This window comes from Thermobifida fusca NBRC 14071 = JCM 3263 (assembly GCF_001592045.1).
GTDB classification, from domain to species: Bacteria; Actinomycetota; Actinomycetes; order Streptosporangiales; family Streptosporangiaceae; genus Thermobifida; species Thermobifida fusca.
The window spans coordinates 1-21,297 of the sequence record NZ_BCWB01000062.1; the positions used below are offsets into that span (position 1 = coordinate 1).

Annotated in this window: 23 protein-coding genes; 7 read left to right on the forward strand and 16 right to left on the reverse strand. The window is 67.2% G+C overall.

Annotated features, from left to right (window positions below):
* The 3 genes from TF1_RS14695 to TF1_RS14705 form a co-directional block, all read right to left on the reverse strand.
* Positions 1-198 (reverse strand): hypothetical protein (locus TF1_RS14695; RefSeq protein ID WP_156482513.1); only part of this gene is annotated, 198 nt, incomplete at its 3' end.
* Positions 195-2,087: a methylmalonyl-CoA mutase family protein gene (locus tag TF1_RS14700; RefSeq protein ID WP_061783989.1), complete on the reverse strand. Its 1,893-nt coding sequence runs from the start codon at positions 2,085-2,087 to the stop codon at positions 195-197. The genes TF1_RS14700 and TF1_RS14695, both read right to left, overlap by 4 nt.
* A gap of 62 nt (positions 2,088-2,149) precedes the next feature.
* Complete coding sequence (locus TF1_RS14705; protein WP_016189290.1) at positions 2,150-3,604, reverse strand: hypothetical protein; 1,455 nt, start codon at positions 3,602-3,604, stop codon at positions 2,150-2,152.
* Positions 3,605-3,752: 148 nt separating this feature from the next.
* Between TF1_RS14705 and TF1_RS14710 the strand changes: the two genes are divergently transcribed.
* The gene (locus TF1_RS14710) at positions 3,753-4,235 is read left to right on the forward strand and encodes a glutathione peroxidase (RefSeq protein WP_016189289.1); all 483 of its coding nucleotides are present in this window, start codon (positions 3,753-3,755) and stop codon (positions 4,233-4,235) included.
* Positions 4,236-4,294: 59 nt separating this feature from the next.
* On the opposite strand, the gene TF1_RS14715 is transcribed toward TF1_RS14710, so the two are convergent.
* Positions 4,295-4,786, reverse strand: coding sequence for an NUDIX hydrolase (locus tag TF1_RS14715; protein ID WP_011293181.1), 492 nt, complete (start codon positions 4,784-4,786; stop codon positions 4,295-4,297).
* Positions 4,787-4,845: 59 nt separating this feature from the next.
* Here TF1_RS14715 and TF1_RS14720 point away from each other — a divergent pair, with 59 nt between their 5' ends.
* A complete protein-coding gene (locus tag TF1_RS14720) occupies positions 4,846-5,487 on the forward strand; it encodes a YigZ family protein (protein ID WP_011293180.1) in 642 nt (213 codons plus the stop codon).
* A gap of 4 nt (positions 5,488-5,491) precedes the next feature.
* Here the strand turns inward: TF1_RS14720 and TF1_RS14725 are convergent, their stop codons facing one another.
* Positions 5,492-5,743: a DUF6504 family protein gene (locus tag TF1_RS14725; protein ID WP_011293179.1), complete on the reverse strand. Its 252-nt coding sequence runs from the start codon at positions 5,741-5,743 to the stop codon at positions 5,492-5,494.
* A 271-nt stretch (positions 5,744-6,014) separates the two neighbouring features.
* Between TF1_RS14725 and TF1_RS14730 the strand changes: the two genes are divergently transcribed.
* Complete coding sequence (locus TF1_RS14730) at positions 6,015-6,617, forward strand: TetR/AcrR family transcriptional regulator (RefSeq protein ID WP_011293178.1); 603 nt, start codon at positions 6,015-6,017, stop codon at positions 6,615-6,617.
* Between the two features lie 10 nt (positions 6,618-6,627).
* Here the strand turns inward: TF1_RS14730 and TF1_RS14735 are convergent, their stop codons facing one another.
* Positions 6,628-7,263 (reverse strand): DivIVA domain-containing protein, encoded by a 636-nt coding sequence (locus TF1_RS14735; protein WP_324969653.1) that lies wholly within the window; start codon positions 7,261-7,263, stop codon positions 6,628-6,630.
* 123 nt (positions 7,264-7,386) lie between these two features.
* The gene (locus TF1_RS14740; RefSeq protein WP_016189287.1) at positions 7,387-8,250 is read right to left on the reverse strand and encodes an N-acetylmuramoyl-L-alanine amidase; all 864 of its coding nucleotides are present in this window, start codon (positions 8,248-8,250) and stop codon (positions 7,387-7,389) included.
* A gap of 240 nt (positions 8,251-8,490) precedes the next feature.
* On the opposite strand from TF1_RS14740, the gene TF1_RS14745 reads away from it, so the two are divergent.
* Positions 8,491-8,853 (forward strand): YkvA family protein, encoded by a 363-nt coding sequence (locus TF1_RS14745; RefSeq protein WP_016189286.1) that lies wholly within the window; start codon positions 8,491-8,493, stop codon positions 8,851-8,853.
* A gap of 137 nt (positions 8,854-8,990) precedes the next feature.
* Here the strand turns inward: TF1_RS14745 and bldC are convergent, their stop codons facing one another.
* Together bldC and TF1_RS14755 are read right to left on the reverse strand one after the other, a co-directional pair.
* A complete protein-coding gene (gene bldC, locus TF1_RS14750) occupies positions 8,991-9,194 on the reverse strand; it encodes a developmental transcriptional regulator BldC (RefSeq protein ID WP_011293174.1) in 204 nt (67 codons plus the stop codon).
* Between the two features lie 695 nt (positions 9,195-9,889).
* Positions 9,890-10,687: a hypothetical protein gene (locus TF1_RS14755; RefSeq protein WP_255266192.1), complete on the reverse strand. Its 798-nt coding sequence runs from the start codon at positions 10,685-10,687 to the stop codon at positions 9,890-9,892.
* A 558-nt stretch (positions 10,688-11,245) separates the two neighbouring features.
* Between TF1_RS14755 and TF1_RS14760 the strand changes: the two genes are divergently transcribed.
* On the forward strand, positions 11,246-11,485 hold the full coding sequence (locus TF1_RS14760; protein WP_011293172.1) for a DUF3073 domain-containing protein: 240 nt from the start codon (positions 11,246-11,248) through the stop codon (positions 11,483-11,485).
* A 168-nt stretch (positions 11,486-11,653) separates the two neighbouring features.
* Here TF1_RS14760 and purM read toward each other — a convergent pair whose 3' ends face one another.
* The 3 genes from purM to TF1_RS14775 form a co-directional block, all read right to left on the reverse strand.
* The gene (purM, locus tag TF1_RS14765) at positions 11,654-12,706 is read right to left on the reverse strand and encodes a phosphoribosylformylglycinamidine cyclo-ligase (RefSeq protein ID WP_011293171.1); all 1,053 of its coding nucleotides are present in this window, start codon (positions 12,704-12,706) and stop codon (positions 11,654-11,656) included.
* A 77-nt stretch (positions 12,707-12,783) separates the two neighbouring features.
* Positions 12,784-14,238, reverse strand: coding sequence for an amidophosphoribosyltransferase (gene purF, locus TF1_RS14770; RefSeq protein ID WP_011293170.1), 1,455 nt, complete (start codon positions 14,236-14,238; stop codon positions 12,784-12,786).
* Between the two features lie 10 nt (positions 14,239-14,248).
* Positions 14,249-14,758, reverse strand: a complete 510-nt coding sequence (locus tag TF1_RS14775; RefSeq protein WP_061783990.1) for a sterol carrier family protein — start codon at positions 14,756-14,758, stop codon at positions 14,249-14,251.
* Positions 14,759-15,194: 436 nt separating this feature from the next.
* On the opposite strand from TF1_RS14775, the gene TF1_RS14780 reads away from it, so the two are divergent.
* The gene (locus TF1_RS14780) at positions 15,195-15,812 is read left to right on the forward strand and encodes a DUF47 domain-containing protein (protein ID WP_011293168.1); all 618 of its coding nucleotides are present in this window, start codon (positions 15,195-15,197) and stop codon (positions 15,810-15,812) included.
* 44 nt (positions 15,813-15,856) lie between these two features.
* The gene (locus TF1_RS14785; RefSeq protein ID WP_011293167.1) at positions 15,857-16,852 is read left to right on the forward strand and encodes an inorganic phosphate transporter; all 996 of its coding nucleotides are present in this window, start codon (positions 15,857-15,859) and stop codon (positions 16,850-16,852) included.
* A gap of 76 nt (positions 16,853-16,928) precedes the next feature.
* Here the strand turns inward: TF1_RS14785 and pstB are convergent, their stop codons facing one another.
* The 4 genes from pstB to pstS form a co-directional block, all read right to left on the reverse strand.
* Complete coding sequence (gene pstB, locus TF1_RS14790) at positions 16,929-17,708, reverse strand: phosphate ABC transporter ATP-binding protein PstB (protein ID WP_011293166.1); 780 nt, start codon at positions 17,706-17,708, stop codon at positions 16,929-16,931.
* Between the two features lie 56 nt (positions 17,709-17,764).
* Positions 17,765-18,850, reverse strand: coding sequence for a phosphate ABC transporter permease PstA (gene pstA / locus TF1_RS14795; protein WP_061783991.1), 1,086 nt, complete (start codon positions 18,848-18,850; stop codon positions 17,765-17,767).
* Positions 18,851-19,813, reverse strand: coding sequence for a phosphate ABC transporter permease subunit PstC (pstC, locus tag TF1_RS14800; protein ID WP_011293164.1), 963 nt, complete (start codon positions 19,811-19,813; stop codon positions 18,851-18,853). It lies immediately after the preceding gene.
* Between the two features lie 334 nt (positions 19,814-20,147).
* Positions 20,148-21,266, reverse strand: coding sequence for a phosphate ABC transporter substrate-binding protein PstS (gene pstS / locus TF1_RS14805; protein WP_011293163.1), 1,119 nt, complete (start codon positions 21,264-21,266; stop codon positions 20,148-20,150).
* Positions 21,267-21,297 lie beyond the last annotated feature (31 nt).

Genomic DNA, 21,297 nt, shown 5'->3' on the forward strand with positions numbered 1-21,297 from the left:
GTCCAAGCCTTCCCGGTCAGCCTGGGTGTACAGCGGTTTGACGCTGATCCCTTCAGGGGTCTCCCACACCAGTGCGTCCGGGTTCTTCCCGGTGGCTTCCACGAGCGCCTGACGCCACCGCTCGGCCTGTTCCGGACTGGAGGCCGCCGCGGGGGTGCCCGCAGCGATCTCCGCAAAGTTCGGGATGTTCGCGCTCATCGGGCTGCTCCAAGGAAGTCGGTGAGGTCGGTGAGCAGGGTCAGTGCGTCGCAGCCGGTGAACACGAAGTCGTCGACCCCGGCAGCGGAGAAGTCCTCAGAGGGACGCCCGGCCAGCAGTACCCGTTCCGCGCCTGCTTCACGCAGCGCGGCAACCGTGGCCGCGGCCTGTTCGGCATAGACCCGGTCACTGGAACACACGCAGGCGACACGCGCCCCGCTTTCCCGGAACGCGGCCGCGGCCTCCTCGGGCCCGGCGCCGCCGCCGCTGACCGGTTCGATCCCGCCCGCCTGGAACAGGTTGGCGGCGAAAGTAGCCCGGGCCGTGTGCACGGCGACCGGGCCCAGCGTGGCCAGGAAGATCCGGGGCCGTTGACCGGTGGCGGCCAGTGTCGCATCCGACCGGTCGCGCAGCTCCTCGAAACCGGCGGCGTAGCGTCGCGGGCGCAGCACGTTGGGTGCGTCCGCCACGGGCACCACAGGCGCGGGAGCCCGCTCCAGCACTGGTTCGTCAAGGTTGGGGAACTCGCTCACCCCGGTCAGCGGGTCGCGGCGGTGGGCCAGGTTGACGCGGCGCTCCTCCCACACCGCGTTCACCCGGTCAGCCACGAGCCCGGACGCGAGCGCGTCCACGATGCCGCCGGCGGCTTCCAGCTCTTGGAAGAACGACCAGCCGCGCTGGTACAGGTCGGCGGTGAGGCGTTCCACGTAGTAGGAGCCGCCCGCCGGGTCGATGACCCGGGCGATGTGGGACTCTTCCAGCAGCAGCGAGTGGGTGTTGCGAGCGATCCGCCGGGCGAGTGCATCAGGCAGCCCCAGGGCGTGGTCGAACGGGCGGACCGTGACCGCGTCCGCGCCGCCGACTCCCGCCGCGAAGCACGCCAGCGTGGTGCGCAGCATGTTCACGTACGGGTCGCGGCGGGTCATCATTGCCGCGGAGGTGACGACGTGCTGGCGCATGCCGCGGTGCGGTTCAGTGAGCCCGCACACTTCGGTGACCCGGTGCCACATGGCGCGCGCAGCACGCAGCTTGGCGATGGTGAGGAACTGGTCGGCGCTGGCCGCAAACCGGAATTCGATCCGGGAAGCCGTGTCCGCCAGGTCCAGCCCGGCGTCGGTGAGCGCACGCAGGTAGGCCACGCCAGCGGCGATCGCCGCACCCAGTTCCTGCGCTTCGGAGCCGCCGGCCTCGTGCACGGGGGTGCCGTCGGCGACAACGAGACGCAACTGGGGCCGGGTGGCGGCGAGCGGGGCAGCGAAACGCGCGGCCGCGGCCAGGTCGGCCCGCTCCCCAGTGCGGGCAGCGACTCCCAGCGGGTCGATGCCCAGGTTGCCGGAGACCACGCTGTCCGGCAGGTTCCGGTCGGCGTAGGCGGCGAGCAGGGCGGCCGCGGCAGCCTCGTAGTCGGCTCCGGCGTCCAAGACGACCGGGGCCAGGTCCAAGTGGACGTCGGCGAGCGCCTCGTCGATCCGGTCGACGGGCACTCCGGCGGCGCCCACGCCCAGCCAGATCGAGGTGACGCCGTTGTGCAGGTCTTCGAGGATTTCGTTGCGTGCGGTCGCGGCGTCGGGGTGAGCGTGGCGCTGGCGCACATCCCAGCCCTCGACAACCGCGCCCTGTGGCTGTGCTCCCCGGATGAACGGCGCAAGGCCGGGGAAACCGGATTCGATGTCGTCGCCGCTGTCGTACAGCGGCTGAATGGCGATCCCGTCGTAAGTGGTGGTGGTCAGGAGGCTTTCGGGCGTCTCGGGCGCCGACTCGACGTCGACCCCGCTCTTCCGCAGCACTCCCGCGACCAGTTCGCGCCACTGCTCCTTCGTCACCGAGGGGAACTCGGCTGCCAAGGGCAGAGCACCGGTCGCCGTGGCTGTGTTCTCCGGCACGCTCATACCCCGGATAGTAGAGAATGGCGTTCGGTTCGCCGGGCACCAGGGTTCAGGGAAAGCGCATCTCAGCCACGCTCTGTGGGGGACAGTGACGGAGTGGCGGTGCCGCCGGGCGGGGTTTCGGGGGCGAAGACGAACCGCTGGCGGTTCTGGACGACGAGGGCGTACCCGTCGTCGGTCACCGCTTCCACATAGCCGGAAAGGTCGTCGGCGACGACGTCTTTGGTCCTGCTGTCGAACACGACCTGTGTACCCCCGTCTTCGGCGCGTGTGTCCCCGTAGACGTATCCGGCCAGGGCGAAGCGCGGGGCGATCGACCGTTCCACAGCGTCCTCGAACACCCAGAGGGTTTCCCCGGACACCAGGTCCACGGCGATGAGCGACGTGGTGGCGTCGGCCTGCGGCACGAGCAGGACCCCGGTGGTGCCGTTCCACACGGTTCCGGTGACCGGGGTGGTAGCGAAAGCCCGGCCGACCGTGTTGCTGCCGGGTTCGGTGAGCGTCCACAGGGTCTCCCCGTCGCGCAGGTCGTGCAGGGAGAGCAGCGAGGATTCTTCCGGGCTGCTCCAGCGGACGAGGACGGTGCGGCGCGGCTGCGCCTCGGCGTCGGTGTCTTCGTCGTCTGCCTCGTCGCTGGGCGACGTGTCGTCGGCCGGCAGCGAGTAGAAGCCGACCAGGCGCGGCCGGGGAGCGGACAGGGTGCGGCCGTCGTCGGCAGCGACCGTGTCACCGGAGACGCTCCACAGCAGCGCCCCTTTGTCAGTCAGGTCGCGGGCTTGGAGCAGGCCCGCGCCGTCGTCGAGCAGCACGACTTCGTCGCGCGCCCCGACCGGGACTCCCAGGTGGGCGGCCTGCTCTGCTGCGTCGTCTTCGTCGTCTGCCGTGTCGCGGTCCTCGGCGCTGCTGGCTTCCGCCTCGTCGGGGGCGGTGAACTCGTAGGACCATTCCACGCCGTCCGCGGCGGGGTCGCGGAGGGTGAACGTGCCGTACGGGTCGCTGGCGCTCCACTCGGCGGGGGCACGCACCACGAGCCCGTTGAGGTAGCTCTCCCGGGGGTCGGAGCCGGTCCACACGGTTTCCCCGGCCTCGTTCACCACGGTGCGGGTCACCCGGTCGCCGGTGCGGGTGCTCACTTCGAAGACGTCTGCGCCGTCCCGGTCCTGGGTGAACCGTTCGATGTGGGATTCCCCCTGCCACAGGACTGTGCCGTCGGCCGCGTGCTGCAGCAGGTGCCGTTCTTCGCTGTTGGAGCTGATGAGGAAGGCGTCGCCAACCGAGTGGATGCGCACCCCCAGGGGGTCGCTGAGGATGTCCTGGCCGGGCTGCGCAGGGTCGTGCAGGTAGCGCAGCGGCTGGGCGGCGAGCCCGGGCGGGGCTTCCCCCGCGTAGACGGTGGGGGTCGGCTGCGGGGTGGGCGACGGTTCCGGCTCGGGGCTGTCCTCACCGGTGCAGGACACTGCGGCAGACAGGAGGACCACGCTGGTGACCAGCCGCAAAAGGCCGTGCTGTCTGCTGCGCATGACGCTCCCTAACTCTCTGTGCCGGATTGCCTGCGCCACGATCCTAGGCCCGCGGGGGAGTGAGCACGGGACGGTTCGGCATGTGGCGCGGCAGGATTCGCCTGTGGGGTCTTCGGACGGGCAGGGGGCTGAGGCTAGGCTCCGGGACATGAAGATCTACCAGAGCGAGTTGCGGACGTTGGAGGGCGAGCCGTTCCGGCTGCCGCAGACGCAACTGCTGCTGATCGTCAACGTCGCTTCCAAGTGTGGCCTGACCCCCCAGTACAGCGGCCTGGAGAGGCTCCAGGAAGCGTACGCCTACCGGGGGTTCTCGGTGATCGGGGTGCCGTGCAACCAGTTCGGCGGCCAGGAGCCGGGGGATGCCCAGGAGATCCGGTTGTTCTGCGCCACCACGTACGGCATCAGTTTCCCCATCTTGGAGAAGATGGAGGTCAACGGCCCCAACCGGCATCCGTTGTACGTCGAGTTGACCAAGGCTCGGGACTCCCAGGGGTTGGCGGGGGATGTCCAGTGGAACTTCGAAAAGTTCCTGGTCGCCCCCGGCGGCAGGGTGCTGTACCGCTTCCGGCCCCAGGTGGAGCCTGAAGACCCCGAGATCATCAGGGCGATCGAAGAGAACCTGCCGAACTGACCGGATCCGGCGCGGCCCAGCAGCGTGTGGGGCGCGCCGGCGACGCCTGCCCGGCACGGTCAGGTCTCGCTCCACGGGCCGTTGCGGCGGTCGAACCAGCCGACTCGTCCTTCGAGTGCGTGGTTGATGCGGCGCATGATGCGGCCGGGCATGGGCGGGAGTGCGGCGTAGTCGAACCAGCGCACGTCGAGCGACTCGTCGTCGTTGACGCGGGCTTCCCCGGAGAGGGGACGGCACCGGAAGGTGAGGTCGAGGATCTGCACCTGGTCCCCGTTGGGGTAGGTGTAGGGCGCTTCCATGACGGCGCTGACCAGGGTTTCCGGGTGGACGCGGAGCCCGGTTTCCTCCTCCAGTTCCCGCACCAGGGTGGCGGCTGGCTGCTCGCCTGGTTCCACGAGGCCGCCAGGGGTGCACCAGCGTCCGTCGTCGGCGCGGCGGTGCAGGAGGATGCGCCCGGCAGGGTCGATGACCACGGCCGTCACTCCGACGAGGGGCAGCAGGGCGTGGCCCACCTGCTCGCGCAAGCGGAGGACGAAGGGAGGTGTCGGCATGGCACCGACCATACAGAGCATGCTGGGGCCGGGACGCGGCGCATACGATCGAAGGCGGCATGAGAACGATCAGACGCGGCGGCGAACACCAGATCGAGATCAAAAAGTCCCGGTTCATTTGCGCGCTTGCCCGGGTGAGCAGCGAGGACGAGGCACGGGAGTTTATTGCGGAGCGGCGCAAACTGCATTGGAACGCCACCCACAATTGCACGGCCTACATTGTGGGGGAGGACGGCAGGATCCAGCGGTCTAGCGACGACGGGGAGCCCGCCGGGACCGCGGGGGTGCCCATGCTGGAAGTGCTGCGGCACCGCGGGCTGACGGACACGGCTGCGGTGGTGACCCGCTATTTCGGGGGGATCAAACTGGGCGCGGGCGGGCTGATCCGGGCGTATGGGAGCGCGGTGGCCGCGGCGATCGACGAGGTCGGGATCTTGGAGCGCCGCTCTCTTCCGGTGGTGACAGTGCTCGCCGACTACCAGCAGGCCGGGCGGTTGGAGAGCGATCTGCGGGAGTCGCCGCACCGGGTCGTGGACGTGCGGTACGGGGCCGACGTGGAGATCGATGTCGCGCTGTACGGGACCGACCCGGCGGATTTCACGGCGTGGGTGGCCGAGATCACCGCCGGGCAGGCCCTCTGCGAGCTGCAAGGAAAGACGACCGTGGAGGTGGAAGTCGGCGCGGATGGGACCGCGCCGTAGCCGGTCAGTACCACAGACGACGCATCGTCCAATGGTTGGTCGCGGTGTCGAGCACGATGTCGGCGATGCCGCGGTGGCCGTGGTCGGATTCGGCGGCGACTCGGACGAGCCGCACTTCGCTGGCGGCCTCAGAACTGGTGCCGTGCCAGGTGCCGATGACGCGGCGCACCCGGTAGAGGGTGCCGCGCCAGGAGAAGAGGACAGGAGCGTCGTTAGTGGTGGAACGGACGTCGATCTGCTCGTTGTAAAGACTCACCCGCGCACTTTATCGAACATAGGTTCGGTTGTGGGACAGTCTGTGGCAGCGGGTCGAAGCTAGACCTTAATACGAAAACCCTTACCGTTCATTCTTGCTGGATTGAGCGGTGGGTGAGCTCCGGAACACAATGGTGTCAGGGTTTCCCCGCCATGGTTACCCGAACCGACAGACTGGTCGGTATGTCGCGTGTTCTATGCTGAGGGGACGTGCCCATCCGGGGAGTGACGGCGCCGCAGATCCGCGGCGGACGCGAGAGGTGTAGGGGAACATGACGCAGTCAGCGGAGTCCACCACGGTCTCCCCTTCCGTGCCGGACCGCCTCCTGGCCGAGGCCACCCGGCTGTTTGCCCAGCGTGGTTTCGACCGCGTCTCAGTCCAAGAATTGGTTGAGGCAGCCGGGGTCACCAAGGGGGCGATGTACCACTACTTCACCTCCAAGGACGACCTGCTCTTCGCGATCTACCAGCGCGTGCTGCAGTTGCAGATGAGCCGGCTCGCCCAGATCGTCGAGAGAGGTGGAGACGTCACCGAACGCCTGCACGCAGCGGCCGCCGATGTCGTCAAGACCACCGTGGACAACCTTGACGACATGGTCATCTTCTTCCGCTCACTGCACATGCTCTCGCCGGACCGCCAGCGCGAGGTGCGCAAGGAGCGCCGCGCCTACCACGAGCTGTTCCGCTCCCTGGTCGAGGAGGGGATGCGTGAAGGGGTATTCCAAGACAAGATCCCGGCGGACATCGTGGTCAACTACTTCTTCGGCTCCATCCACCACTTGAGCATGTGGTACCGGGCCGACGGCGAGCTGGACGGCGCCCAGCTGGGCGAGTACTACGCCGACCTGCTGCTCGCGAGCCTGCGCGCCGACTGATCCGCCGAGGTCAGTGCAGGCCGTAGCGTTCCAGCTCGTCGGCGATCTCGTCGAGGAACGCGTCCACCTCTTCTTCTACGTAGCCGGGACGGAACCGCGTGCTGGAGAAGCGGACGCCGCGCACTTGTGATGCGGTCAACCGGGCCTCCTGGGGCCTGCCCTCCACCAGAGCGGCAACCGTGGCCTCGGCCAGGTCGAGGAAGGCGTCGACTTCCTCCTCTGAGTAGCCGATCCGCAGCCGGGTGGTGTGGAAGCCCTTGTTCCGGATGTCTTCTGGGCGCATGCGCGGGGAGACCGGTTCCCGGGGCTTGGGGGCGGCCTCGCGGCGGAAGTATTCGGCGCTGTGCTTCCCGGTGCGCAACTGCTGCGAGTACAGCCCGAGTTCCCGCAGGGTTTCCGCGATTTCGTCGAGGAAGGCGTCCACCTCCTCTTCGTCGTAGCCCGGCCGCATGACCGTGGTGCGGAACTGCGCGCGCATTACGTCGGAGGCGGTGATGAGCTTTGTGGGGCGGGTTCCTTGCTCAAGCGCGCGCAGCGTCTCCTCCACCCGGCGCAGCAGGGCGTCGACGTCCTCCTGGACGTACCCCAGGCGCAGGCGCGAGGTGCTGAACCGCTTGTCGCGCACGTCACTGGATGTCAGTGGCATAGCACCCATTGTGCAGTCAGGAAGTGATCAGCACCATACAAAGCGAACCCGGAGTGTCCGGGGCACCCTGTGGGGAAGCGGGTCCGAGCGGGGAACCGTGCCGCCGTGCCAGGCGGCTGCGGGTCACCGCGCTGGCGCCTCCTCGAGGTACCGGCTGATCCCGGCGACGATGCCGTCCGCGGCGAGGGCACGCCACTCGGGGTCGGTGAGCTTGGCCGCGTCTTCAGGGTTGCGCATGTTGCCGACTTCGAGGAACACCTTGGGCACGGTGGACAGGTTGAGCCCGCCCAGGTCGGTGCGGACGTCGATGCCTTCCTCACCGAGGTAGTCGGAGTAGGGGTGTCCGGTCACCGCGTGGAATTCGTCGCGGAGCGCTACGCCGAGGGCGTAGGAGGACTCCAGGATCGGTTCGGTGAACCCAGGGACTTCACCGGGGACGATGACGTGGAAGCCCCGTGAGCCGGGGGCGGCGCCGTCGGCGTGGATGGAGATCGCCGCGTCCGCCTCAGCCTCATTGCCGATCTTGGCGCGTTCGTTGATGCAGGGACCGACCCCGTCGTCGCTGTCGCGGGTGAGGATGACGGTTGCGCCCTGCTCCTCCAAGCGGTCGCGGACGAGGAGGGACAGCTCCCACGTGAACTCGTGCTCGTAGTAGCCGTCCTCGGTCCGGGAGCCCACCGTGTCGCACTCCTTGGTGCTGGGGCCTGCGGGAACGGCGCGGCTGATCTCGCGGGCCGCGTCAGCGTTGCCGCCGTTGTGGCCCGGGTCGACGACGACTACGGCGCCGTCGAGGGGCAGCGGCGCAGCCGGAGGCGACGGTGCGGGCGTGTCGCGCGGTCCGGGCATGTCGTCCGGCCTGGGCAGAGGAAGCGAGGCGGTCTCTGCCATGGGCGGGCGGGCGTCCGGGGGAGGCGTCCAGCACGCGGTGGTCAGCAGTATTCCGGTAACGGCTGCGAGGAGGCGCAGCAGGCGCGGGGGAGCGGGCACTCGGGCGGTAATGCTTCCTCCGGAACAGACAGTCGTAACGGTGGAATGGGTGTGGCCGCAATGACCATAACCAACCTATGCCACATCGGTTACCGAACGCACGCGGGGAACAGGCGGACAAAGCGGGATGTGTCGGGCGTGGGATTGGGCGGGGCAGGGAACAGAACCGAACGGAGACACGTCATATCGCAAGAGACGTCCGGAACTTCTCCGGGCGCACGGACCCGACGAGGTGGAGGAATGCGCAAGTCCAATCGTGCTGCGGCCGGCGCTGCCGCCATGAAGCTGGTCTATGAGAGCACCCAGCCCGGGAAGCCGTCCCTCGCGGCCCGGGTCAAAGCCCTTCCCCGCATGCTGAAAGCCCGGATGCGCGGGCAGTACCGCGAGCTGTCTACCTCGAAGATCGTGCTGCTGCTCGCCGCTCTCGCCTACATCATCTCCCCCATCGACCTCGTTCCTGAGCTGTTCATCCCCCTTTTCGGAGCCGCGGACGACGTGGGCGTGGCCGTGTGGCTGACCGCCATGCTGCTGGGGGAGACGGAACGTTTCCTCCACTGGGAGCAGATCGGGACCGACTACATCGAGGGGGAAGTGCTGTCCTGAAGTGGGTCTGTGCAAGAGACGCCGCGCCATGCTGAGGGGCGGACCGCCGTAGCGGCCCGCCCCTCGAGATTCTCTACTCTTTCGGGTATCGCGGGCGTCCCCCCGCCATCCCGCCGAATTGGTCGAGGCGAGGAGGGCTACTCGCTACGCTGGCTGGGAATCCCGGCCAGCAGGGCGCGAACCTCGGTCTCCCGGTAGCGGCGGTGACCGCCGAGGGTGCGGATCGACGTCAGCTTTCCAGCCTTCGCCCACCGGGTGACGGTCTTCGGGTCCACGCGGAACATCGTGGCGACCTCGGCAGGGGTCAACAGGGGTTCCGCCTCGGGCGTGCGAGTTGACATATGTACGGCCTCTCCTCCCGGATCGGTGTGTTGATCCTTGAGACTTTTCAATCCTGGCGCTTGGTCCGGATGTCCAATATTTCCCTGAGGTCTATATTGGCATCACCCGAGGTGATTGTGCGACCACTTAACGCGACTTTGTCAAATGGGATTGCAAAGTCGCACATGTAGCGCGTCACGCTGAGTGATTCTAGCGATACGTTTAGTGGCATGTGGCGTATTCGGTCAAAACTTCATTCTCGGACGGGGGTTTCGGTAATCCGGCTGACCGAAAACGCAAAGACAGCGCATCCTTAACTGGGGATGCTCCCCCTCCTCGGGTGCGGTCGTGGATGGTTGGTCTGGCCTTTTTCCTCCTGTGCGGGTCAGGGCGCCGGTGGCAGGCCTGGGACGGCCGCCAACGCAGACGCGCGGCGTGGAAACCCCTATGCGGTAGGGGTTCTCGAATGTTCTCGTTGCTCTCTGTAACGGTCCCAGTGCAGTCTATATCGCCGTCTATCGAAGGGTATGTCCCCCTTTGGTAATTTTGTTGTCAACTAAGAGGCTTATGGAGCCATCCCCCGCGTCCACCCTGCGACAACCGGAAACACCTCCCGAGAAACCTGGCGAACCAGGTTTGCCACCGGGGGAAACGGGGATTGTGAGCCTGCACACTGGGCGCGGTGAGCGCGAAGGCGGGCAAACCCGCAGGGCCCTCAATTGGCGTGGCGGAGCGCGCGGATCGCGTTCCACCGCGTCCGCAGCCGCAAGCGCATTGCGGCCACCAGCTCCGGCCGGTCCTGTTCGATCGCGGTCAGTGCCGTATGCACCTCCGCGACCGACTGGTCCGACCGCAGCGTGGCGTCGTCCATGAGGAGGACAAGGCCGCCGTAGTCAAGCTCCAGGAGTGCGCGGGGGTGCGCCACCGCGCTCACCCACTCCTCCAGTCGTTCCAAGGCGTACAGGAAGGAGGAACTCGCAGGGGAGTATCCGCTCACGAGGCGAACCGCTCTCACCAGGCGAGGAAGCGCGTCGGCGGCCCGGGTGAGGTAGAGCAGCGCGCGCACCGGCGTCTGCTGGAAAGCGGGAAGAGAGGTCGCACACTGGGGGCACGCCCCGCCATGAGGCGCAGGAGGACGGTACTCCTCCCCGGCCTGGTCCAGGACGAGATGGCGCTCTGCGGCATCGAAAAGCACGAACCAGGGGAGCGGCACCTCCCACGTGCTGGTCAGGATCTGAGGCCGCGTGCGACCGGTGCGGGACTGCCATCGCTCGAAATCGCGCTGGGTCTCCTGGGCGACCAAGTCCGGCAGGAAACTCTGGAATAGCCGCCGCGACGTCGTAGCCTGTAACGTGGAGAAAGCGAGCCAGGAACGCAGCCGTGTCTGCCAAGGACAGACCAGCAGCTCGTCGCCGACCCGGTGGATGTAGGCGTCGCTGCTCTCTGCCAGGGGCGCAGCCAGCGGCGGTTTGGAGAGCAGCCGGTGCAGGCTCTCCGCGTGCTCAGCAGCCATCGCCTCGTGCCGCCCCCGATACCGCGGCGACTCCGCATACGCCTTCCAGTACTCCCGTTCGCGACGGGGAAAAACGGAGAGTGGTTGGTAGAGGCGAAGGTAGGCGGGATAGGGGAGCACGTTCGCATAGTGGCACAGAACGGCGCCGACGTGCGGGGATTTCGCCTGGAATGGCGGCAGTTTTCGGACAGCGGTCCCGCTGAAGGGCACCGTGGCAAGGAGAGTAACCTCACACGTGACCCGCACCGGGATCCGGTCCCGTCCCGCGGGGCATGCTCTGGTGCGGGGAAGGAAGCGGGACGAGACGGCGTTCCTAGTCTGTAGGAGGTGAAACCTCAGGGTTGTGCGTCGCGCAATCCCGTCCTCCACGGGCGTGACACAAGCGGCACGCTCGGTAGGACACGGGCGGCGTAGGCACGTCGCCTCTGAACCGGGTACGGTTGTATTCGTACGTAAAGCTGGGGCCTGTCGTCAGTTCGGTGATGGCCGCCAGCCCGGCAATGCGGTTTTGCTAGTGAACGGGTTTGGAAGAACCCAATCGTTGAGGGGGTCGAGCCAATGGGGCGCGGCCGTGCCAGGGCCAAGCAGCAGAAGGTCGCCCGGCGGTTGAAGTACAGCACCGTCAACACGGACCTTGATCGGCTTCGGGCAGAGCTGGGTGTCGGTGGGGGTGCGTCGAAGTCTTCGGATTCACCGGACGACACGTACCGGGACCCCTACGACGAGCTGATCGAGCGCTACGCGGACTTCGCGGAGAACTACCCGCCCAGCGATGGCTCCGACTCAGAACGTCGCTGATCTGCTGATCTCCACGTCGACCAGAGACAGATCGCACGGGACCGGATTCCGGATCGCGTGACTCTCGAGTAAATCGAGCGACTCTGGGCGACGGAACCGCCGAGCCAGACATCTAGACAGCGGCGAAACCCGGGGCTCTCACCGTTGAGAAGCCCCGGTTTCGCATGTCTACGAACGGTATTCCCCGGTCATCACCACCTTCCCGGAACCGGGGATCACAGAGCCCAGCACCCAGGCGGGCACTCCGCGTTCCGCGAGCAGCTCCAGCGCCCGCTCCGCGGCGTCCTCGGCCACGATCGCCACCATGCCCACGCCCATGTTGAAGGTGGCTTCCATGTCCTCCTGGGAGACCTGGCCGTGGCGGGCGAGGAAACCGAAGACCGCGGGAGGCGCCCAGGAAGCGCGGTCCACGACAGCGTCCGCGGTAGCGGGCAGGGAACGGGCCAGGTTCGCGGCAAGCCCGCCCCCGGTGATGTGGGCAAACGCGTGCACTTCCATATCGGCGGCGAGCGCCAGGCAGTCCTTGGCGTAGATCCTCGTAGGGGTGAGCAGGACTTCGCCGAGCGGGCCGCCCAGTTCCGGCACGTTCGCGTGCAGGTCGAGCTGGGCGTCGGCCACGATACGCCGGATGAGCGAGTAGCCGTTGGAGTGCGGGCCGGAGGAGGCCATCGCGATCACCACGTCGCCCACGCGGACCCGGTCCGGGCCGAGGATGGCATCCGCCTCCACAATCCCGGTTCCGGCCCCGGCCAGGTCGTACTCGTCGGGACCCATCGCACCGGGGTGTTCCGCGGTCTCCCCGCCGATCAGCGTGCATCCCGCCTGGCAGCAGCCTTCCGCGATCCCGCTGACGATCTCGGCGATCCGCTCGGGCACCACGGAGCCGCAGGCGATGTAGTCGGTGAGGAACAGCGGCTCGGCTCCGCTGACCACCAGGTCGTCCACGACCATGGCGACCAGGTCGATGCCGATCGTGTCGTGCCGGTCCAATGCCTGGGCGAGCATCACCTTGGTGCCGACACCGTCGGTGGAGGTGGCCAGCACGGGGGCGGTGTACTTGGAGAGATCGAGCCGGAACAGCCCGGCGAAACCACTGGCGTCGGGGACGAGCTCCGGCCGGTGGGTGCGTGCCACATGTCGCTTCATCAATTCCACCGCGCGTTCCCCGGCGGCGATATCGACGCCGGCGGCGGCATAAGCGGTGGGGGCGCGCTCTGACACGGAAAACCTCTTCTGTAGTCGTAGGTTGCCGTGCGGCTGGACCGCAGGCACACAGACGGCTGGGAACGTGACGGCGGCTAGGGGCGCTTAGGGGCGCCGCAGGACTTCTCCAACAGGTACTTGCCGCGGGAGTCCTCGTCGACCTCGACCGGGTAGACGCCGTCGAAGCAGGCCCGGCACAGCCGGTTCTTCTCGACTCTGGTGGCTGCGACCAGTTCATCGAGATCGATGAAGCCGAGCGAGTCTGCGCCGATGGATTGGCAGATCTCTTCGACGGAGAGGCTACCCGCGATCAGTTCGGCTTTGGTGGCGAAGTCGATGCCGTAGTAGCAGGGCCACATCACGGGCGGGCTGGAGATCCGGACGTGGACCTCGGCAGCGCCCGCCTCGCGCAGCATCCGCACCAGGGCCCGCTGGGTGTTGCCCCGCACGATCGAGTCGTCGACGACGACCAGCCGCTTGCCTTCGATGACTTCGCGCAGCGGGTTCAGCTTGAGCCGGATGCCGCGCTGGCGCAGCGTCTGGCTCGGCTGGATGAACGTGCGGCCCACATAGGAGTTCTTCACCAGCCCTTGGGCGAACGGGATGCCGCTGCTTTCGGCGTAGCCCACGGCCGCGGGCGTGCCCGATTCGGGGACGGGGATGACCACGTCTGCATCGGCCGGGTGCTGCCGGGCCAGCCGCCGCCCCACTTCGACGCGGGCGCTGTTGACGTTGCGTCCCGCGATCGTGGTGTCGGGACGGGCCAGGTAGACGTATTCGAACAGGCAGCCTTTGGGCTCGGCCGGGGCGAAACGTCGGGAAGCGACGCCGTCCGCGTTGATGACCAGCAGCTCTCCCGGTTCGACCTCGCGCACCACGGAAGCACCAACGATGTCGAGCGCCGCGGTCTCGCTGGCCACGACCCACCCGGTGTCGAGGCGGCCCAGGACCAGCGGGCGGATTCCCTGGGGGTCGCGAGCCGCGTACAGGGTGTGCTCGTCCATGAAGACCAGGGAGAATGCGCCCTTGACTTTGGGCAGCACGTCGAGGGCGGCTTCCTCGGTGGTGCGGTGCGGGGCGGCGGCGAGCAGACGGGTGAGCACCTCGGTGTCCGTGGTCGCGCTCAGGCGATCCGACGGCAGCAGCGCCGCGAGCTCCGGGGTGTTGATCAGGTTGCCGTTGTGGCCGAGCGCGAGACCGCCCTCCCGCGCGCTGAAGAACGTGGGTTGCGCGTTCTCCCAGACGGATGAGCCGGTAGTGGAGTAGCGGCAGTGGCCGATCGCCAGGTGCCCTTTGAGGGAGTCCAGGGTGACTTCGTTGAAGACCTGGGACACGAGCCCCATGTCTTTGTAGACGACGATCCGCTCACCGTTGCTGAGGGCGATGCCCGCGGACTCTTGGCCGCGGTGCTGGAGCGCGTAGAGACCGAAGTAGGTCAGTTTGCTTACTTCTTCGCCGGGAGCCCAGACCCCGAACACTCCGCAGGCGTCCTGCGGTCCGCGTTCTAAAGGATCGATGTCCAGGCTGAGGCGGCCGTCGGGTTGCGACACGTGATCCAGCTTAACGGCTGTCACCGGTGCCGGTGCCATGCAGGGGTGCTTCGTGTGGAGGAGACCACAACGGAAGGGCCGGGGACAGGTCGGCGCGTGCTCCGCTGGCTGACACACGGTGGGAAGAGACCGCATCTGCCCAGGTGAGGTCACCTGTGACCAGGGCAAGCCAGGTCAGGGGGTCGGTTTCGACCACGTTCGGCGGGGTGCCGCGGGTGTGGCGGGGACCGGGGAAGCACTGCACTGCCCCATACGGCGGAACTCGCACTTCAACGGCTTGTCCGGGGTAGCGAGAGGCCAGTTCGGCAAGGGTGGCGCGCACCGCAGCCTTGACCGCTGGGCGGTGCGGGGCCAGGCCGCGGCGCTGGGCGCGCAGCAGGGCCTGCACACAGGCGGTGAGGGCAGCAGCGGGGTGGCCCGGTCCCGCATAGGGCGGTTCGCCGAGGGCGGCGAGCTGCTCGTCGAGTGCGGAGTGTAGGGCGGCGAGGCGGCGCCGCGCAGCAGGGGAGAGAGATGCCATGGGAGAGGTCACGATCGCAGAACAATCACCGTGCCCACCGGGACGGTGTGTGGATAAATTGCCAGTTCTCCTGGTTCGGGGTTATTGCCAGAACTTGTGCGTTAATCTTGCGTTTTGTGGCGATGACGTGCCGGTGAAACGCTGTGACCTGCAGGTTTCCCCCGGTTTCACGTCTCGTTCACGAACCATACCTCCGAGGACTGCCAGTGCGTTGATGAGTCATCTCCCTGCCTGCCGCAGGGGAGGCGGTTAGGATGGAATCGCTCCACTACGTCGGCATTCTGGCGGACGCTGGGGTAGCTGTAAGTGAACATCGAGTGACGCACCCCGCGTCGCAGGCGCCGGGGTGCGGCGCGGTCGTGCCCGAAGGGACTTCCGCGGGACAGGGTCCGACACTTCAAGGACATGAGCCTTACCGCACTCATGGGAGAAAGATGTGCGTCTTCGCCTGACACCGCGCGATGACAGCTACTACGAGATGTTCGCCGATTTCGCGAACAACCTAGTCACAGCCTCGCGGCTGCTGGTGGAACTCATCAGCGAAGACGCCGACCGAGAAGCCATCACCGAGAAGATGCGGCAGTGCGAGCAGGCGGGGGACGAACGCACCCACGCGATCATGCGCCGGCTCAACACGAGCTTCGTCACACCGTTCGACCGCGAGGACATCTACCGCCTGGCGTCCAGCTTGGACGACGTGATGGACGCCATGGAAGCGGCCGTGGACTTCATCGGGCTCTACCAGCTCGACCGCCTCCCTAAAGGCATCATCGACCAGGTCGGGATCCTGGAACGCTCCGCCGAACTCACCGCGGAAGCCATGCCGAAACTACGGTCATTACGCAACCTCTCCGGCTACTGGGTGGCCATCAACCAGTTGGAGAACCAGGCCGACCAGGTCTACCGGCGTCTGCTCGCCCACCTGTTCGGCGGAGAATACGACGCGCTGACCGTGCTCAAACTCAAAGACGTCGTTGACCAGTTGGAAGCCGCAGCCGACGCCTTCGAGCACGTGGCCAACACCATTGAAAGCATCGCGGTCAAGGAAGCCTGACCCACCCCCACCACCCCCTTACCCCGACTCAGGAACACTTTCCCGTGCTCCTCGAATCCGCCCTGCTCGCGGTGGTCCTGGCTGCTCTGCTCTTCGCTTTCACCAACGGCCTCCACGACTCCGCGCACACCATTGTCACCGCCATCGTGTCCAGGGCCCTTACCCCTGGGGTTGCGATCGCCCTGGCCACGCTGATGACCCTGCTCGGCGCCTTCCTCGGCGAGGGCGTGGCCCGCACGATCGGACAGGACTTCATCAGCCCCATCCACGGTGCAGACGGCCTGGCTGTGCTGTTCGCGGCACTGTCCAGCGCGGCCGCCTGGAACCTCTTCTCCTGGTACCGGGGGATGCCTTCCTCCGCCTCCCACGCGCTGATCGGCGGAATGGTCGGGGCGGCACTGGCCTCCCAAGGAGAAGTGCGCTGGGACGGCGTCCTCATCAGCTTCCTCGTCCCCATGCTGGTGGCCCCGCTTCTGGGCTGGCTGCTGGGCTACCTCATCATGCTGGGGATCCTGTGGCTGTTCCGCGACACCAGCCCCGGCGTAGTGAACCGGGGGTTCAGGCTCGCGCAGAGCGTTTCCGCGGCGATGCTGTCCCTCGGCAACGGCCTGCAGGACGCCCAGAAAACCATGGGGATCGTGGTCCTGGCGCTCATCACCGTCGGCAGCCAGAACACCTACGAGGTTCCTACCTGGGTGACCCTCTGCTCGGCCGTCGCGATCTCGCTGGGCACCGCCACCGGCGGGTGGCGGATCATGCGCACCCTGGGCTGGCGGATGAGCCGCATCGACCCGCCGCAGGGGTTCGCGGTGGAGGCAGCGGTCTCCGCCATCATGGGCTTCACGTCGCTGGTGTGGCACGCGCCGATCTCCAGCACCCACACCACCACTTCGGCCATTGCCGGTGCGGGAACCGCACGCAGGGTCACGGGGGTGCGTTGGGGCATCTTCGCCACCATCGTGCTGTTCTGGCTGGTCACAGTCCCCGTCACCGCGGTGATCGCCGCCGGGGTCTACGGGCTGCTGCACACCGTCGTCTGACCCGCGGCGGAGACACAGGTACGCATACGGCTGTGGCCCGCCCAAGCGCTTGGGCGGGCCACAGCCGTGGAGTGGACTAGCCGAAGCGTCCGGTGATGTAGTTCTCCGTCTCTTTCTTTTCGGGCTTGGTGAAGATCTTGTTGGTTTCGCCGATCTCGATGAGCTTGCCGGGTTTACCGGTACCCGCCAGGTTGAAGAACGCTGTCACGTCGCTGACCCGGGCGGCCTGCTGCATGTTGTGCGTGACGATGACAATCGTGTAGTTCTCCTTCAACTGGGAGATCAGGTCCTCGATCGCCAGCGTGGAGATCGGGTCCAGCGCCGAACACGGCTCGTCCATGAGCAGCACGCTGGGCTCCACGGCGATGGCCCGGGCGATGCACAGGCGCTGCTGCTGCCCACCGGACAGGCTCGCCCCTGGCCGGTCAAGGCGGTCCTTGACCTCCTCCCACAGGTTCGCCCCGCGCAGGGACCGCTCCACGATCTCGTCGGCTTCGGACTTGCGGAGCCGCCGGTTGTTGAGCTTGTACCCGGCGATGACGTTGTCGTAGATCGACATGGTGGGGAACGGGTTGGGGCGCTGGAAGACCATGCCGACTTCGCGGCGGACCTCCACCGGGTCCACGTCGGGCGCGTAGATGTCCTGGTCGTCCAGGAGGACTTTGCCTTCGACGCGTGCCCCCGGGGTGACCTCGTGCATGCGGTTCAGGGTGCGCAGGAAGGTGGACTTGCCGCAGCCGGAGGAGCCGATAAAGGCGGTTACCGAGCGGGGTTCGATAGTCATGGAGACGTCTTCGACGGCGAGGAAGTCACCGTAGTAGACGTGCAGTCCGGAGACGTCAATTCGCTTGGCCACTGTGTTTCCTCAAGACCGTGGTTGGTTCGGATGAGACGGCAAAGGGGATGAGGGGGTTACCGCGTCTTCGGGGCGAAGAAGTGCGAGACCAGGCGGGCGGCGAGGAACAACAGCATCACGATGATGATCAGCGTCAGCGCCCCGGCCCAAGCACGCTCGTAGTTGATGACGCCGCCCATGCGCACCTGTGAGTAGATGAACACCGGAAGGCTCATCATTTGTCCCTCGAACAGGTTGGCGTTGATGGCGACCGCTGAGGAGCCCGCAGTGAGGATGAGCGGGGCGGTCTCGCCGATGACCCGCGCCAAGGCCAGCATCACACCGGTGGTGAGCCCCGCGATAGCGGTGGGCAGGACCACCTTGACCACGGTAAGCCACTTGGGCACCCCCAGCGCGTAGGAGGCTTCCCGCAGCTCGTTGGGCACGAGGCGCAGCATCTCCTCGCAGGAGCGCACGACCACCGGAATCATCAGGACCGAGAGTGAGATCGCACCGGCCGCGCCGTTGGTCTTGCCCGGACCGAACAGCAGGATCCACAGCGCCACCACGAACAGACCGGCCACGATGGAGGGGATACCGGTCATCACGTCCACGAAGAAGGTGATCGCCCGCTTGAGCCGCCCCTGGCCGTACTCCACCAGGTAGATCGCGGTCATCAGACCGATGGGCACCGAGATCAGCGCGGCCATGAGCGTCATGAGCAGGGTGCCGAGGATGGCGTGGTAGGCGCCGCCGGCGTCCATGCTCGGCGTGACCCCGTTCATGGAGACGGTCAGGAAGTAGCCGTCCAACCGGACCAGGCCTTTGGAGAGCACCGTCCACAGCAGGGAGACCAGCGGCACCATGGCGATGCCGAAACAGGTGTAGACGATGGCGGTGACCAGGCGGTCTTTGGCTTTGCGGCGGTTCTCGATGAGGGCCGAGGCCGCGGTGATGAGCACCATGTAGCCCACCGCGGTGACGATGGCCCACACCGCGGGGTTCCACCACCCGAGCGCGTACAGCAGCCCGGCCGCGACCAGGGCGACCCCGGCGAGCAGGGTCGGCGGGAACAGGGCAGGCAGCGGCTTGGCGCCGAGTGAGGGCGCGAGCGGCCGAGGCGGCACGGTCTTCTCCGGAGCAGACAGTTTCGTGGCGGACATTTACGCGAACTCCTTGCGGCGGGAGACGACGAAGCGGGCCACCATGTTCACGGCCAGGGTGATGGCGAAGAGGACGAGACCGGCCGCGATGAGCGCGGACACCCCGTAGCCGGTGGCTTCGGGGTACTGCAGGGCGATGTGCGCGGCGATCGTCTGGTTGCCGCTCTGCAGCAGGAACCAGGAGATGACGAGGGAGGGGGAGAGGATCATGGCCACCGCCATGGTCTCGCCGAGCGCCCGCCCCAGGCCCAGCATTGCGCCGCCGATGATGCCGGGGCGCCCGAACGGCAGTACCGCCATGCGGATCATCTCCCAGCGGGTGGCGCCCAGTGCGAGGGCAGCCTCCCGGTGCGACTGCGGCACCTGGAGGAACACGTCGCGGGTCATGGCGGTGATGATCGGCAGGATCATCACGGCGAGCACGATGCCTGCGCTGAGCATGGTGCGGCCAGTGGTGGACACGGGTCCGGCGAACAGCGGGATCCAGCCGAAGTACGTCTCCAGCCAGGCATAGAACGGGGCGAGCTGGACCACGAGCCAGCCGATGCCCCACAGGCCGTAGACGACGCTGGGGATTGCCGCGAGCAGGTCCACGAGGTAGCCCAGGATGGCGGCGATGCGGCGGGGGGCGTAGAAGACGATGAACAGGGCGATGCCGATCGCTACGGGAGTGGCCAGCACGAGGGCGATTGCCGCGGCGAGCACGGTACCGAAGGCGAGGGCCGCCACACCGAAGGAGGGCTCTTCCCGGGTATTGGCGTCCCACTCGCTGCTGGTGAGGAAGTTCGCCTGGTTGGCAGCCAAGGAGTCGAAGGACTGCAGGATCAAGAACGCGGCGACCCCGGCCAGGATCGCCAGGATAAGGATCCCTGACCCTTGGGCTCCGGCAGCGAAGAGGACGTCACCGAGGCGACGTCTCTGCCGCTGCGCGCGGCCCGTCGTGGACAGATCCGTGGTGGTCATTTGAGACTCCGGTCAACTGATGCGGGTATGCACTCGGCGGCAGCGGAGCCCGCACGCGACACCGCTCCGCCGGACGAGGGCAGGGCCCGTGACATTGTGGAGTACACCCCTGACCAGAACGGAAGGCACCCAGGAGTCGTTCCGGAAATACCCGAAGAGCGAGAAAAATCTCTGGTCAGGGCGGGCAAAGCGCGGCTGTCCTCGCGGTGAGGCGTTGCCGGTGCGCTGGGCGGGTGTGCGGGGCACCGGGGGAGTGGGGAGGACAACGCAGCCAAGGGCAGGGCCCACAGCGGTCTGTGGTGCCCTGCCCTGACGGCGACAGGACCAGCGCGGGTCAGCTCGCAACCTGGATCTTGTCCAGTACGGCTTGGATCTTGTCGCGGGTGGCATCGGAGAGCGGCGCAGAGCCGGCTTCGTTAGCGGCGGCCTGCTGGCCCTCTTCGCTGATCACGTAGCCGATGAAGCTCTTCACCAGGTCGGCTTCGGTCTGGTCCTCGTACTCCAGGCACACGATCTCGTAGCTGACGAGCACGATCGGGTAGACGCCGTCCTCGTCGGTGGCGTAGTTGAGGCTGACTGCCAGGTCGTTTTCGGTGTTGCCTTCCCGCGGTTCTGCGGAGTCGACGATCGCTGCGGCGGCCTCCGGGCTGTAGGGGACGAAGCTGTCGCCCACGCCGACGGCCACGGTGCCGAATTCCGTGGCGTGCGAGGCGTCGACGTAGCCGATCGTCCCGGTACCGCCTTGGACAGCGGAGACAACGCCAGAGGATCCCTGGGCGGCTTCGACCGGGGGAATCGGCCAGTCACCGCTGACTTCGTGCGGCCAGTGGTCGGGGGCGGCCTCGGACAGGTACTGCACGAAGTTCTCGGTGGTGCCGGACTCGTCGGAGCGGTTGACCGGGATGATGTCGGCGTCGGGGAGGTCGACATCAGGGTTGTCCGCGGCGATCGCCTCGTCGTTCCACTTGGTGATCTTCTGGTTGAAGATGTCAGCGATCACCTCGGGGCGCAGGTTGAGCGAGTCGACGCCCTCGAGGTTGAAGATGATGGCGATCGGGCTGATGTAGGCGGGCAGGTGGACGGCTTCGGAGCCGCCGCAGCGCTCGGTGGCCTGCGCGGTCTCCTCTTCGTCCATCGGGGAGTCGGACCCGGCGAAGGAGACGGCGCCCTCGATGAACTGGGAGCGTCCGGCACCGGAGCCCACCGAGTCGTAGTTGACGGTGGTGTCCGCGCAGGCGCTGGTGTACGCAGCGACCCACGCCGCCATCGCCTTTTCTTGGGAGCTGGCGCCGGCTCCGGCCAGGGTCCCGCCGCCTTGGACACAGTCGACACTGCCCGCGGCCGTGCCGCCGGTCTCCTCGGGAGCGACTGCCTGGTCACTGCCGCAGGCGGAGAGCGCAAGGGCGCTGGCGAGGGTCACGCCCGCGATCTTGCCGTACCTAATGAGCTTCACAGCCCGGGTGTCCTTCCTCTGGCTTGTCCAC

Coding starts and splice junctions, on each gene's coding strand:
- TF1_RS14700 (WP_061783989.1), bottom strand. CDS start 2,087: ATGAGCGTGCCGGAGAACACAGCCACGGCGACCGGTGCTCTGCCCTTG.
- TF1_RS14705 (WP_016189290.1), bottom strand. CDS start 3,604: ATGCGCAGCAGACAGCACGGCCTTTTGCGGCTGGTCACCAGCGTGGTC.
- TF1_RS14710 (WP_016189289.1), top strand. CDS start 3,753: ATGAAGATCTACCAGAGCGAGTTGCGGACGTTGGAGGGCGAGCCGTTC.
- TF1_RS14715 (WP_011293181.1), bottom strand. CDS start 4,786: ATGCCGACACCTCCCTTCGTCCTCCGCTTGCGCGAGCAGGTGGGCCAC.
- TF1_RS14720 (WP_011293180.1), top strand. CDS start 4,846: ATGAGAACGATCAGACGCGGCGGCGAACACCAGATCGAGATCAAAAAG.
- TF1_RS14730 (WP_011293178.1), top strand. CDS start 6,015: ATGACGCAGTCAGCGGAGTCCACCACGGTCTCCCCTTCCGTGCCGGAC.
- TF1_RS14735 (WP_324969653.1), bottom strand. CDS start 7,263: ATGCCACTGACATCCAGTGACGTGCGCGACAAGCGGTTCAGCACCTCG.
- TF1_RS14745 (WP_016189286.1), top strand. CDS start 8,491: ATGCGCAAGTCCAATCGTGCTGCGGCCGGCGCTGCCGCCATGAAGCTG.
- bldC (WP_011293174.1), bottom strand. CDS start 9,194: ATGTCAACTCGCACGCCCGAGGCGGAACCCCTGTTGACCCCTGCCGAG.
- TF1_RS14755 (WP_255266192.1), bottom strand. CDS start 10,687: ATGGCTGCTGAGCACGCGGAGAGCCTGCACCGGCTGCTCTCCAAACCG.
- TF1_RS14760 (WP_011293172.1), top strand. CDS start 11,246: ATGGGGCGCGGCCGTGCCAGGGCCAAGCAGCAGAAGGTCGCCCGGCGG.
- TF1_RS14775 (WP_061783990.1), bottom strand. CDS start 14,758: ATGGCATCTCTCTCCCCTGCTGCGCGGCGCCGCCTCGCCGCCCTACAC.
- pstA (WP_061783991.1), bottom strand. CDS start 18,850: ATGTCCGCCACGAAACTGTCTGCTCCGGAGAAGACCGTGCCGCCTCGG.
- pstC (WP_011293164.1), bottom strand. CDS start 19,813: ATGACCACCACGGATCTGTCCACGACGGGCCGCGCGCAGCGGCAGAGA.